Genomic DNA, 13,369 nt, shown 5'->3' with positions numbered 1-13,369 from the left:
AGCCGCACCACCCGGCCCCGATCCCGCGGGCGGGGCACCTCCGCCGGGTGGACTCGCCGGTGCCGACCCGCCCGGTTCGGCGGCATCCGGTTCGGCGTCCCCGGGTGCGGCGGGCTCGGGGTCGGGCTGGGCTGGTGCCGACGGAGCTTCGGGAGCCGGGCCTTCGGGAGCGGCTTGCTGGGCCGGCGCTTGCGGCTCGGGAGCGTTGCCCGGATTCGGGTTGCCGCCCTGGTTGCCGCCGCCGTTGCCCTGATTCCCGTTGCCGCTGCCCGGGTTCTGATTCCCGTTGCTGCCGGAATTCCCGTTGTTGCCCTGGTTGCCTTTCCCATTTCCCTGGTTGCCGTTTCCGCTGCCCGGGTTCTGATTCCCGTTGCTGCCGGAATTCCCGTTGTTGCCCTGGTTTCCTTTCCCATTTCCCTGGTTGCCGTTTCCGCTGCCGGGGTTCTGGTTGCCGCTGTTGCCGACGCCGTTACCCTGGTTGCCATTGCCGTGATTGCCGCCCCCGTTGCCGTGGTCGCCCGGGCCGGCAACCAACCAGGGATCCGCACTCGTCGTGAAACCGTTCCCGGCGGGTGCTCCCGCGACGCCGATCGCCGCACTGGCGACCAGACCCGGCTCGGCGCCCGCGACCCCGCCGTATCCGAGCAGACCGAGGACACCGGCGGTCCCGGCCACCACGACTGTTCGTCTCATCCGACCGACCGTCACGCGCCTGCCCTCCCGTCCTCACTGGTCCAGCCCACACCATTGCGGTCGCCGCCGACGGCCGGCACGTTACGTCTCGTGCCGTCCGCCGCGCCGGACGACCGTCGCGCACGCCCGCGGACCAGCCCTGATCCGCCTCGGATCCCGCGGGCTGCCGTTCGGGCAGGTCGCGGGTTCCCAGCGATCGTGTCATGGCCGCCGCCCGGCAGGGTCGCCGGCCGGGCGCAGACGTCGACGGCGGATCTGGGCGTACCAGTCGAGCAGAGCCGGGTGATCGACGGTGGTCGGGTCGAGAACGTCCGAGGGATCCGCGCCCTGCAGGATTCGCTTGACGGGGACCTCCAGCTTCTTGCCGGTGCGGGTGCGGGGCACGCCCGGCGCGGCCAGGATGTCGTCGGGGACGTGGCGGGGCGAGACGTCGGTGCGGATGGTGGCGGCGATCCGGGTCCGCAGCGCCTCGGTGAGGGTGGCACCGGCCGGGAGGACGACGAACAGGGGCATCCAGTAGCCGCCGTCGGGCTGTTCGGCGCCGATGACCAGGGAGTCGACGATCTCGGGAAGCTGTTCGACGGCCTGGTAGATATCGGCGCTGCCCATCCGGATGCCGTGCCGGTTGAGGGTGGAGTCGGAGCGGCCGTGGACGACGACACTGTGATGCTCGGTGACGGTGATCCAGTCGCCGTGCCGCCAGACGCCCGGGTAGGTCTCGAAATAGGCGGCGCGGTACCGCGATCCGTCGGGGTCGTGCCAGAAGCGCAGCGGCATGGACGGCATCGCCGCGGTGACGACCAACTCGCCGACGGCGTCGTGCACGGGTCGGCCCGCGTCGTCCCATGCCGCCAACGCGACACCGAGATAGGGGGCGGACAACTCCCCGGGCCACACCGGGACGGTGCGCACCCCACCCGCGAAGGCCGACACGATGTCGGTGCCGCCACTGATCGAGGACACCGGGATGTGGTCGCCCACATTGTCGCGCAACCACAGCGACGACGACGCGGGCAGCGCCGAGCCGGTGACCCCGATCAGACGCAACGCGGCCAGGTCGTGGTCGCGTCGCGGCACGGCTTGCGCCTTCGCGCACGCGAGGACGTAGCCAGGGCTGGTCCCGACCACGGTCGCGCGCACCCGAGCGGCGATGTTCCACAGCGCATCCGGGGCGGGCGCGGTCGGGCTCCCCGGATAGCAGACGATGGTCGCGCCGACCAGCAGCCCGGCGACCTGGTAGTTCCACATCATCCAGCTCGGGCTGGTGTACCAGAAGTAGGTGTCGTCGCGGCCGAGATCGGACTGCAGGGCCAGCGCTTTGAGATGTTCGAGCAGGACACCGCCGTGGCCGTGCACGATGCCTTTGGGCAACCCCGTGGTGCCGGAGGAGTACAGGACCCACAGGGGATGATCGAAGCCGACCTGCGCGGTCTCCGGTGCCGTGCCCGCCGATCCGGTCGCCTCGTCCCAGCCGAGCGCGCCCTCGACCGCGTCGCCGAGCCGGGACACCAGCACGGTCGCGCGCAGCTCGGGCAGTGCGGCACGCAGTGCCGCGATCTCGGCGAGTTTGCGGTGTTCCTTGCCGCCGAAGCGGTATCCATCGCAGGTCACGAGCACCTTCGGCGCGAGCTGGCCCAGCCGGTCCAGTGCGGCCTTCGCCGTGTAGTCCTGCCCGCACGCACTCCAGATCGCGCCGATACTCGCCGTCGCCAGGAACGCGATCACCGCCTCGGCGATGTTCGGCAGGTAGCCGACTACTCGATCCCCGGGCCCGACCCCGATCCCGCGGAGAGTAGCGGCGAATCCGGCGGCGCGGCTGAGCATCTCGGCCCACGACAGTTCCGACATCGCACCGTCCTCGTCGATGGTGACGATCGCGGGCCGATCCGTGCGCGCCTGCCGGATCACCTGATCGACGTAGTTCACCCGCGTGCCCGGAAACCATCGCGCGCCGGGCATTCCGGTGTCGGCCAGGACTTGCGCGGACCGCTCGCCCAGCTCGAAGTAGTCCCAGACCGCCCCCCAGAACCCGGCCAGGTCGTCGATCGACCACTGCCACAGTGCCCGGTAATCCGGGACCTCGACCCCGTGCCGAGCGGCCACGAACCGCGCGAAATCGGTGATCCGCGCCCGCGCGATGTCCTGCTCTCCCGGCACCCACTGCGCCGCTGTCACGCTGGTCATCGCGCGCTCCACCCACCGTCCATGACATACGAGGATCCGGTGACCATGCCCGCCTGGTCGGAGGCCAGCCATCCGACCAGCGCCGCCACCTCCTCGGGCTCGATCAGCCGCTTGATCGCACTCTCGGTGAGCAACACCTTCTCCACCACTTCCCGCGCGGGAATGCCGTGCGCGGCGGCCTGTTCGGCGATCTGCTTGTCCACCAGCGGAGTGCGCACATACCCGGGATTGACGCAATTGCTGGTGACGCCGCGCGGGCCGCCCTCGAGCGCGGTCACCTTCGACAGTCCTTCCAGCGCATGCTTGGCCGTGACGTAGGCGACCTTGTAGGGCGAGGCGCGCAGGCCGTGCACCGAGGACACGTTGACGATGCGGCCGAAACCCTGGGCGTACATATGTGGCAGCGCCGCGCGGATCAGCAGGAACGGCGCTTCCACCATGAGCGTCTGGATCAGGCGGAACCGGGCGGGCGGGAAGTCCTCGAGCGGGCTGACGGTCTGCACGCCCGCGTTGTTGACCAGGATGTCCACCGACAGGCTCAGTTCGGTGAGCGCGTCGACGTCGAGCAGGTCGACGGCCCAGGCGTGCCCGCCGATCTCGGCGGCCACGGTCTTGGCGCCCAGCTCGTTCACGTCGGCGACCGTCACCTCCGCGCCCCGCGCGGCCAGCTCGTGGGCGCAGGCCGCGCCGATGCCGCCGGCCGCGCCGGTGACCAGCGCCGTGCGTCCGATCAGGTCGCTCATGCCGCGACGACCTTCGTCGACACGACCGCCGGGGCGCTCGCCGTCTCGGCCGCGTCCGCGGCGTCCAGCGATTCCAGGTCGATGCCCTTGGTCTCCTTCGCGCACAGCACCGCGATCACCGTGATCGCCGCCGCCACCGCGAGGTACACCGCGATCGGGACCGAGGAGCCGTAGGAATCGAGCAGCTTGACCGCGATGATCGGGGCGAGCGAGCCCGCCACGATCGAGGTGACCTGATACCCCAGGGACACACCGGAATACCGCATCCGGGTCGGGAACATCTCGGCCATGATGGCGGGCTGACCGGCGTACATGAGGCCGTGGAAGACCAGGCCGACGATGATCGCGGTCAGGATCAGCAGGCTGTGGCCGGAGTCCATCAGCGGGAAGGCGAAGAAGCCCCACGTCGCCGCGGCCAGCGCGCCGGCGAGATAGACGGGCCTGCGGCCGAACCGGTCACCGAGATGACCCGCCAGCGGGATCACCGCCATGTGCACGGCGTGCGCGGCCAGCAACCACCACAGGATCGTCGTGGTGTCGGCGTGCACGTGCACCTTCAGGTAGGTGATCGAGAAGGTGACGACCAGGTAGTACATGATGTTCTCGCCGAAACGCAGCCCCATGGCGGTGAAGACGCCGCGCGGGTACCGGCGCAGCACCTCGAACACGCTGAACGACGTGGCCTTGGCGTGCTCCATCTGCCGCTGCGCCTCGACGAAGATCGGGGCGTCGGTGACCTTCGTCCGCACGTAGTAGCCGACCAGCACCACCACCGCCGACAGCCAGAAGGCGACGCGCCAGCCCCAGCTCAGGAACGCGGCATCGGACAGCGTCGAGGTGAGCACGAGCAGCACCACCGTGGCGAGCAGATTGCCCGCGGGCACACCGGCCTGCGGCCAGCTCGACCAGAACGCGCGACTGCGGCTGGGACTGTGTTCGGCCACCAGCAAGACGGCGCCGCCCCATTCGCCGCCGATCGCGAAGCCCTGGATGAAGCGCAAGGTCACCAGCAGCGCCGGGGCCCAGTAACCGATCTGGGCGAAGGTGGGCAGACAGCCCATCAGGAAGGTCGCGCCACCGACCAGGACCAGGCTCAACTGCAGCAGCTTCTTGCGGCCGTAGCGGTCACCGAAGTAGCCGAAGACGATGCCGCCGAGCGGGCGCGCGGCGAAGCCGACGGCGTAGGTGACGAACGCGGCCAGGATCGCGTCCAGATCGCTGGTGCCCTTGGCGAAGAACACCTTGCTGAAGACGAGGGTGGCGGCGGTGCCGTAGAGGAAGAACTCGTACCATTCGACGACGGTGCCTGCCATCGAGGCGGCTACCACTCGGCGCAGACCGCTCGGGGCGCGGTCCTCGCCGGCCGCCGGGGTCGCATTGCGGACGCTCATCACTGCTCCTTGGTGATCGGGGCCATATCACGCCGACAGTGTGATGTGGCCCACTAGCAATGCGAAGAGTATTCGTGCAGATCGAATTCCGTCGCAATGGCCAAGTTCGCACCGAGGATCTGCAAAGATGCAGATATGAGCGGGACCTCGACTGATCCAGGGCGGCGGCCCAGCGCCGACGACCTGCTGGTGCTGCTGGCGGTCGGCCGATCGGGCCGCTATGTCACCGCCGCCGAGGAACTGGGCATCAACCACACGACGATCTCGCGGCGGATCGCCGCGCTCGAACGCGCGGTCGGTGGCCGGGTGCTGACCCGCGTCACCGGCGGCTGGGAACTGACCGATCTCGGACGATCGGCCCTGGCCGCCGCCGAGACCATCGAGACCGCGGTGCGCTCACTCGGCTCCGCCGGCGGGGCGCGGGAACTCGAAGGAGTGGTGCGGCTTTCGGCCACCGACGGATTCAGCGCCTACCTGGCCGCACCCGCCGCCGCGCGGGTGCAGCGCACGCATCCTCGGGTGGCGGTGGACATCATCGCCACCACCCGGCGCGCGTCCACCCAGCGCAGCGGGCTCGATATCGAAGTGGTGGTCGGACAACCCCAGGTCCATCGCGCCGAGGCGATCCGGCTCGGCGACTACAGCCTCGGCCTCTACGCCGCGCGTGACTACCTCGCCGAGCACGGCACACCGGCCGCCGTCGAGGATTTGCGCCACTATCCGCTGATCTACTTCATCGAATCCATCCTGCAGGTCGACGATCTCGACCTGGCCACCAGATTCGCGCCCGACATGCGCCGATCCGTCTCGTCCACCAATGTTTTCGTCCATGTCGAGGCCACCCGCGCCGCGGCCGGGATCGGCCTGCTGCCGTGCTTCATGGCCGACCGGCACGACGATCTCGTCCGGGTGCTCGGACCACAGGTGCGCGTACAGCTCACCTACTGGCTCGTGACCCGTCGCGAAACGCTGCGGCGGCCCGAGGTCGCCGCCGTCGTCGACGCCCTGCGTGCCACGGTCGAGGAACGGCGTGCGGAACTCCTCGGAACTCAGCGTGGGTCGGGGCAGCGTCCGGCGTAGTGGCTCAAGCCGAGGCCGTTGCTGCTCTTGCTGCGCCCGACCGGACCGTTCTTGGCCGATCGCAGCCAGGTGCCCCTGGTGTCGAGGACGGGCATCCGTTCGCTGAACGCACGGCTGTAGCGGGTGGTGCCGTCGACGGTGAGGATGCCGTCGCGGACATCGATGTGGGCGACGGTCGCCCAGAACGAGTTCTTGCCGTTGCCGATCATGACGGTGATCTGATCGGCGTCGGGACCGGGGAGCCCGTCGCGACCGGCACGGCCGTAGCGGACTCGCACGCGAGGTCTGCCGAAGGTATCGATCGCGCCCGCGCCGTTGTCGACGGATTGATACACGTTGAGCAGCAGGTCGCCGTTCTCGGTCGGGCGCACGATCACCTGCTCGGTAGCGGGCAGGTTCTTCGCCCCGGGGCCGCGACTGTCGCCCTGGTGGTGCAGAAACGGCCACTCGGCCAGGTCGCCCTGGTGCCCCTTCTCGCCGCTGATCACGACGTAGTCGCCGGTGATCTCGTTGCGGCAGAAGAAGTACACGTCCAGATCACCCTTGCCGTACTTCGTCACGCGCCCGTCGGCGTCGTAGTGCGCGCCGCGGCCGTCCCATTCGAGGCCGACGGTCAGGACGTAGCCCGGGTCGCCCTTGCGCAGGTCGATGCTGGCACGCCGGTCGGGCGAGTCCTTGGTGAGGACGACGTCGACCTTGCGGAGGTCGATCGCCGCAGCCGGATGTGGTCGCGGCGCGACGGGCTGCGGCAGCACGCCGACGGATTCGGCGGGATGCGACGGCGCACCGGCAGGCGCGACGATCCCGGCAGGCTCCTCCTCGTCGACCACGATCCCGTACTCGGTCGCGAAGGCCGCCAGTCCCGCGCTGTAACCCTGCCCGATCGCGTCCAGCCGCCACCCGCTGCCCCGCCGATACAGCGCGACCGCTTGCAGCACCGTCTCCGAATCCAGGCCCGGCGGAACGAAAGTCAGCACTTGCCCGGGTCCGGCTACCGCTACCCGAAGCCCGCTGACCTGCCCGAACCGGATACCCTGCGCCTCGGTGCTTGCCGCGATCACCACCCGCTCGATCTCGGCGGGGACGGCGGCCAGGTCCACCGACACCACGGCGTCGGATTCCAGCCGCACGCCCGGGGCCGACGGATTGTTGAAGAACACGAAATCGGCGTCGGAGCGGACCCGGCCGTCCGCGGTCACCAGCACGGCCGACACGTCGACCGCGCCGGCCGGACCGTCCAGGTCGATGCGCACCGTGTAGCGCCCGTCGACCAGATCGGTCTTGGACCCCTTCGAAACCTCGACCACCGTTGCGTTCCCTGTCATGACGCCGCCCTCCACCGGTCGTTGCCCTCATCGCGACCCCACGGTACCCGCGCCCCGTGCGTGCGGCCCGGCATCGCGCGAGCTCGCGCAGCGGGTACCTGGACTGTCGGTCTCGATAGCGGGTCGGGCGGACCGTTGGCGTCGTTCACAGGATTCGCCCGGATCGGTGGCGCCCGCGGCGGCCGGTGTCGTTCACTGGTCGCCATGGACGTCCGTGCACTGATCGACCGCAAGCTGGGTCGCCGGGTCTCGGTGGTGCTGCCCGCGCTCGACGACGAGGACACCGTCGCCGGGGTGATCGCCGCCGTCCGGCCCTGGCTCGGCGGGCTGGTCGACGAACTGCTCGTCATCGACGCGGGCTCGACCGATCGCACCATCGCGCGGGCACGCGCGGCAGGCGCCACGGTCTACACCCGCGAGGAGGCGCTGCCCGAGGTGGCGCCCCGGCCGGGCAAGGGCGAGGTGCTGTGGCGGTCGCTGGCGGTGAGCACCGGTGATCTGCTGGTCTTCCTCGACGCCGATCTGGTCGCACCGGATCCGGATTTCGTCCCGATCCTGGTCGCGCCGTTGCTCGACGATCCCGGGCTCGCCCTGGTGAAGGGCTACTACCGCAGGCCGATGCCGAGCGGCCCGAGCGTGGACGCCGACGGCGGCGGCCGGGTGACCCAGCTCGTCGCCCGCCCGCTGCTCACCGCGCTCGCGCCGGCACTGGCCGAGATCGTGCAACCGCTGGGTGGCGAATACGCCTCCACCCGAGCATTTCTCGGCGGGATCTCCGTCGCCAGCGGATACGGCGCGGAGATCGGGATCCTCATCGACTGCTGGCAGCGGCACGGGCTGTCGTCGATCGCCCAGGTCGATCTCGGCGTCCGGCGCCACCGCAACCGGCCCACACACGAATTGGCCGTGATGAGCAGGCAGGTGGTGGCGACCCTGCTCGATCGCCTCGGTATCCGCGACTCCGGCATCGGGCTCGTGCAATTCCTGCCGGGCGAAACCGGCTGGCAGCGCCTGCCGTCCGAGGTCAGCCTGACCGACCGCCCACCGATGACCGAGCTGATCGCGGCCCAGCGCGAGATCGCCTGACACGACGAACGCCGGCCCGGTCCCAAGGACCGGACCGGCGTCCGACGAGCCTGCCTACGCCGCGACCAGACCGAAGTCCAGCTTCACCAACTGGTCGGCGCAGTCGAAGTAGCGGTCGTCGTGGGTGATCACGATGACCGTCTTGCCGCGCCGCTTCAGATCCGTGAGAATCTCGCGATAGAAGACCTCGCGGAAGCGCGGCTCCTGATCGGCGGCCCATTCGTCGAAGACGTAGATCTGCCGGTCCTCGAGCAGCGCGGTGAGCAATGCCAGCCGCTTGCGCTGCCCTTGCGACAGGTCGACGGTCGAGAGCCGACCGTCGCGCACCTTCACCTTGTGCGCGATCTGCAGCTCCTCGAGATACCGCTGGACCTCGGCGTCGATACCGGGACGGTCGAAGCCCAGGTAGTCCTCGAACAGATGGAAATCGGTGAACACCGCCGACGAATTCTGCCGGTACCACTCGATGTTGTCGTGGTCGATCCTCTCCCCGTTGAGCGACAACGACCCCGAGCGTGGCACGTACAGACCGGTGATGAGCTTGGCCAGCGTCGACTTCCCGCTGCCGTTGCCACCGACGATGAACGTGATCTGCCCCGGTTCGAAAACCAGATCGATCGGACCGAGCCGGAAGCCGGCGTCCTCGGACTCGTCGAGTCCGGGCGGCGGCGCCAGCGGTCGCACATCGGTGCCACCGTGGTCGATCCAGTTCTTACCGTTGACATCCGGCTGCCCGGCACCCGGATGCGCACCGGGATGGGCGGGATGCGGCCCGCCGTGGCCCGGCCTGCCGTTGCCGTCGCGCGGCGGCATTCCCGGACGCGGCGGATGTCCCCCACGCTCGGGCGGTCCACCCGGTCCGGCCGGATGCGCTCCCGGCGGCGGTGGCACGGGCGACGGAGCCTCGGCGCGGTACACGTAGCTGACATTGGTCAGTTCCAGTTTGGCCTCCCCTGCCACTGGACGCTCGGTGTACGGCAGGAGCTCCTCGTCGTGCAGGGTCTCCATCGACAGGTTCATCGCCCGGATCTTGGCCAGCGCGACATCGCCACGCAGCAGGTCCGGGATGCGGTGCATGAAGTTCTGCATCGGCATCGCCAGGAACGTGGTGACCAGCACGTAGCCGACCATCGTGTCCCGTGGCAGCTCCAGGGCCGCCGCGACGACGAACAGGATCAGCGCCATCGTCGCCAGCTGCAGCGCCTGGCCGAAACCCTGCGCGTAGGAGAACTTCGAGCCCGCGTCGGTGTTCTGATCACGCAGCGTGCCCGCCGATCCGAGCAGATGCCGATCCATGAAGTCCCGGCGCCGGCCACGGTGCAGCTTCAGTTCCTTGATGCCGAGCGTGACGGCCTGGAACGAACGCAGCAGCGCGTCCTCGTTCTCGCGGGCCTCGCGGTAGATCCCGCGCACCCGCTTGAGTACCAGTTCGACACACGCGATGCCGACCAAGGTGCCCGCCACCGTCACCGCGAAGATCGGCCCCGACACGATGGCCAGGAACACGAAGCAGCCGATGATGGTCGCCACGTCGACGCAGATCGACGGAATGGCGGTCACGGCCTGCGACAGCGACCGCACGTCCTCGGTGAGTGTCGCCATCAGGCGGTGCATACCGAGCCGTTCCAGGTGTTCCAGTGGCGCCGAGACGATCCCGGAGCTCAGGTCACTGCGCAGCCGGAAGATCGCGTCCTGCGACAGCCGGATCAGCAGCACCTGCGACGCCACCCCGCTGACCAGGATCACCAAGCCGGTCAGCCCGAAACGCAGCAGCAGATGGTCGGGCTGTGGCTTCGGTGAGACGACCGCGTTGATCAGCGTCACCAGGTAGGTGTTGGCCACACCGCAGATCAGGCCCGCGGCCACCACGGCCGCGATCCTGGCCGGCGAGAGCGCGGCGAGAAAACGGAGAAGATGCATAGCGGGTGCTCTCAGCTGCGGATGACATCGAACACGATGCCCTCGAGGGTGACACCGGGCGCGAACGAGAACGCCACCCCGGTGGAAATCGGTGCCGCCGAACGTGCGTCGCGGATCATCCGCTCCAACACGAAGATCAGCGAGACACTCAGCATGTTGCCGTGCTCGGCGAGCACCTCCCAGCTCGGCGCCGCCGCCTCGGCCGGGATCCCCAGCGAGTGCGCCGACTCCTCGATGATGCGGGGCCCGCCGGGGTGGATCGCCCACAGATCGATGTCGTCCTTGCCCAGGCCGTTGCGCGCGAGCACCTCGGTCACCACCGGATCCACCCCGCGGTAGATGTAGTCGGGCAGGCTGGTCGCCAGCTCGCAGGTGATGCCCGCGTCCTTCACGCCGAGCACGATGCCGTCCTCCGCGTCGTCGAACAGGTGGCTGAAGCTGTCGCGGATCACGATGCTGCCCGCCGCCAGCGGCTGGTGCACCTGGTTGGCGCCGATCACCACCGCGCCGCACCCGTCACCGAAGAGGCTGTGGGTGATGACGTCGTTGACGTCGTCGTCGAACACCGCGTTCACCGAGCTCAGCTCGATGCACAGCACCATCGCCTTCTTGTCCGGGTGCGCCCGGACATAGTCGGTGGCGGCGCGGATGCCGTTCATCGCGGCGGCACAGCCCATGAAGTTGATGACCATGCGGCCCACCGTCGGCGACAGCCCCAGCTGCTTGACCACCGCGACGTCGACGCCGGGGGCGATGAAGCCGGTGCTGGTCACGAAGATCAGCTGACCGATGTCGTCGGCGGGGTTCTCCAGGCCGGCGACGGCCCGCCTGGCCACGTCGACCGCGAGCGGCACCGCGTGCTCGAAGAACAGGTTCATCCGGTCCCGGATAGTGCCGGGGCGACGGCTGAACGCGAGGAACTCCGGATCGAGCGGGTCGATCGCCAGGTGCCGGGTGTCGATCCGGGTCTTCTGGTAGATCCGCGGAATACGCTGGCGCTGTGCGGGATCGGAGAACAGCTCGGCGACCCGGCCCGCGTTCACGGTCTGGTCGACCACGAGTTCGGGCGATCCGGTGGCGACCGCTTCGATCACGCCGACGGTGGTCGGCGGGGCGGGCGGTAGCAGGTCGTGCCCGCGCTCGACGTCGGCCGTGCGGAGCAGGTCAAAGGAAACAGACACGGGCACAAATCCTTTCGAAACAGAATTGAACGTGGCAGCGGAATCGGTTCAGACGGTTCCGATGCCGGTGAAGCCCTGCACCGTGTAGGTCACACAGGTCTTCAGCGCTGTGGGTGCGCAGTGCTCGCGCACGAATCCCCACCGGTTCTCCTCGGCCTCACGCGAGGGCGCGAGCAGGTAGGTCCGGCACAGCTTGGGGAAACGATCTCCGAAGAAGCTCTTCGCGGGCAGCCACTCCACGCCGAACTTCGCGGCCTCCTCGCGCACCACGTCCTCGGTGGCGATATTGGCGAAGCCGCTGCGCTGGAACGGAAGTACGTGATGCACCCGGTGCGAGCTCAGACCGGCGGAGAGGAAGCAGTCGACGTACTTGTTGCCGACCACGGTCAGGTCGTAGGCCTGCTCGAGCTGGTTGACCGCCCAGTCCTCGGTCTCGGTGTGCAGTTCCTCGGTCGGCACCTCGAAGTCGTGGCTGGCCACCACCATGAACGTGCTGATCCACAGAGTGATCACGAATTGCAGCGCCCAGGCCCAGAAGTCACCCGCGAGGGTGAACACGACGACCTCGGCCACCAGCAGGAACCGCACGCCGAACGAACCGATGAAGTGCGGCAGCGCGCCGCGCCAGGTGCCGTACATGTCCTTGATGCCCACCTTGCGGGTGAGCCGGCAGACATCGAGCAGGCGAATGATCATGCCCGTCAGCAGATGTCCGAACTTGTGCACGGTGTGCACGGGCACCCGGTACAGGCGCGGCACCTGCATCATCATCGTGAAGACGTTCTTCTTGATGTCGACTTCACTCTGCGTGTGCGGGTGGTGCAGCAGGGCGTGACCGTCGGCGGTGACGAAAGACAGTGCGACATAGTTCATGTCGAACGCGTTCACCGCGTACTTGTTGAGCCCCTTCTGCGCCCGGTGGATCGCATAGTGGCCGAATCCGGCCAGCGAGCTGCGCAGCAGCACCATCGCGATCACGAAGACCGGCAACGGCATCCAGCTGGTGTCCCACAGGCGCAGGCCCTGCACGGCGAAATACAGGAAGATCAACACGGCGACGACGATGTCGAACGCGCGGTCCATCCGCTTCAGGCGGGCCGCCAGCTCGGGTTCCTTGATCCGGGCCTTGACCTGATGCAGGAGGTCGCTCTTGTTGTCGAACTTGTACTTCGGCGTGTCGTCCCAGCTGTTGAAGCCTTCCTTGAACAGGAAGTCGGGCGCGTTGTTCTTCGGGTGGATGTCTTCGGGGGTGGCATCGCGACCGAGGCTGTAACGCTCGATCATCCGCGCGATTTTTTCCGGATCACGGTGGTAGGAACCGATGATCGAGGTGATATCGCGGTTCTTCGTCCGGCCGATGAAGAATTCACCGCCTGGATGCTTGGAGATCCAGTCACTCAGGTCGTAGGCTCTGCCGTTAAAGACCCATACGTTGTTGACGGGAGGCCGACCCCCAGGGCCGGGCGGTGGCGGGAGCTCGCGCTCCTCTTCATCAGGTCGATCATCGATCGTCATTTGTTCTTCCTCCGTGTCGATCGGCGTTCGATGCGTGTTGCCTGCCGACCAGCGTCCCGACACGTATAGTCCTTGTGGCGCCTTGCATCTCGCTGAACATTCTCTTATTGGTGCCGCGTCCGCGGCTCGAAGCGCCGGTTGCCGCAGGCGACACCCAGACGACACACCGGCCCGGGGCTGCGGACGGCACTGCGTGCCAGGCTCCGCGGTCCCCGGACCGGTGGGTGACTATCCGGTTCGGTCGGCTCGGA

9 protein-coding genes and 1 pseudogene are annotated in these 13,369 nt (G+C 68.5%); 2 read left to right on the top strand and 8 right to left on the bottom strand.

Going from position 1 to position 13,369, the window contains the following annotated elements; genetic code table 11:
* The 4 genes and pseudogenes from V8688_RS14050 to V8688_RS14035 form a co-directional block, all read right to left on the bottom strand.
* Positions 1-693 (bottom strand): annotated as a pseudogene (locus V8688_RS14050) (hypothetical protein); the annotation flags it as partial.
* A gap of 201 nt (positions 694-894) precedes the next feature.
* Complete coding sequence (locus V8688_RS14045; RefSeq protein ID WP_342800953.1) at positions 895-2,877, bottom strand: acetoacetate--CoA ligase; 1,983 nt, start codon at positions 2,875-2,877, stop codon at positions 895-897.
* Complete coding sequence (locus tag V8688_RS14040; RefSeq protein ID WP_218720065.1) at positions 2,874-3,620, bottom strand: 3-hydroxybutyrate dehydrogenase; 747 nt, start codon at positions 3,618-3,620, stop codon at positions 2,874-2,876. The genes V8688_RS14045 and V8688_RS14040 overlap by 4 nt, the downstream gene beginning before the upstream one ends.
* Entirely contained in the window at positions 3,617-5,011 is a 1,395-nt protein-coding gene (locus V8688_RS14035) for an MFS transporter (RefSeq protein WP_342800952.1), read from the bottom strand. Before V8688_RS14035 ends, V8688_RS14040 begins: the two co-directional genes overlap by 4 nt.
* A 96-nt stretch (positions 5,012-5,107) precedes the next feature.
* Here V8688_RS14035 and V8688_RS14030 point away from each other — a divergent pair, with 96 nt between their 5' ends.
* Positions 5,108-6,091, top strand: a complete 984-nt coding sequence (locus V8688_RS14030; protein ID WP_218720063.1) for a LysR family transcriptional regulator — start codon at positions 5,108-5,110, stop codon at positions 6,089-6,091.
* Here V8688_RS14030 and V8688_RS14025 read toward each other — a convergent pair.
* A complete protein-coding gene (locus V8688_RS14025) occupies positions 6,061-7,416 on the bottom strand; it encodes a TerD family protein (RefSeq protein WP_342800951.1) in 1,356 nt (451 codons plus the stop codon). The genes V8688_RS14030 and V8688_RS14025 overlap by 31 nt on opposite strands.
* A gap of 204 nt (positions 7,417-7,620) precedes the next feature.
* Here V8688_RS14025 and V8688_RS14020 point away from each other — a divergent pair, with 204 nt between their 5' ends.
* Positions 7,621-8,502 carry a glucosyl-3-phosphoglycerate synthase gene (locus V8688_RS14020; RefSeq protein ID WP_218720061.1) on the top strand — a complete coding sequence of 294 codons (882 nt, stop codon included), beginning with the start codon at positions 7,621-7,623 and terminating at the stop codon, positions 8,500-8,502.
* Between the two features lie 54 nt (positions 8,503-8,556).
* Here V8688_RS14020 and V8688_RS14015 read toward each other — a convergent pair whose 3' ends face one another.
* The 3 genes from V8688_RS14015 to V8688_RS14005 are packed head-to-tail and all read right to left on the bottom strand — an operon-like array spanning position 8,557 to position 13,118.
* Positions 8,557-10,422 (bottom strand): ATP-binding cassette domain-containing protein, encoded by a 1,866-nt coding sequence (locus V8688_RS14015; protein ID WP_342800950.1) that lies wholly within the window; start codon positions 10,420-10,422, stop codon positions 8,557-8,559.
* A gap of 11 nt (positions 10,423-10,433) precedes the next feature.
* Positions 10,434-11,603 (bottom strand): 3-oxoacyl-[acyl-carrier-protein] synthase III C-terminal domain-containing protein, encoded by a 1,170-nt coding sequence (locus tag V8688_RS14010; RefSeq protein WP_218720059.1) that lies wholly within the window; start codon positions 11,601-11,603, stop codon positions 10,434-10,436.
* 48 nt (positions 11,604-11,651) lie between these two features.
* Positions 11,652-13,118: a fatty acid desaturase gene (locus V8688_RS14005; protein WP_218720058.1), complete on the bottom strand. Its 1,467-nt coding sequence runs from the start codon at positions 13,116-13,118 to the stop codon at positions 11,652-11,654.
* Positions 13,119-13,369 lie beyond the last annotated feature (251 nt).

The organism is Nocardia sp. No.11 (genome assembly GCF_038752175.1).
In the GTDB taxonomy this organism is placed as follows: domain Bacteria; phylum Actinomycetota; class Actinomycetes; order Mycobacteriales; family Mycobacteriaceae; genus Nocardia; species Nocardia canadensis.
This window is presented reverse-complemented; position numbering and strand designations above follow the sequence as displayed.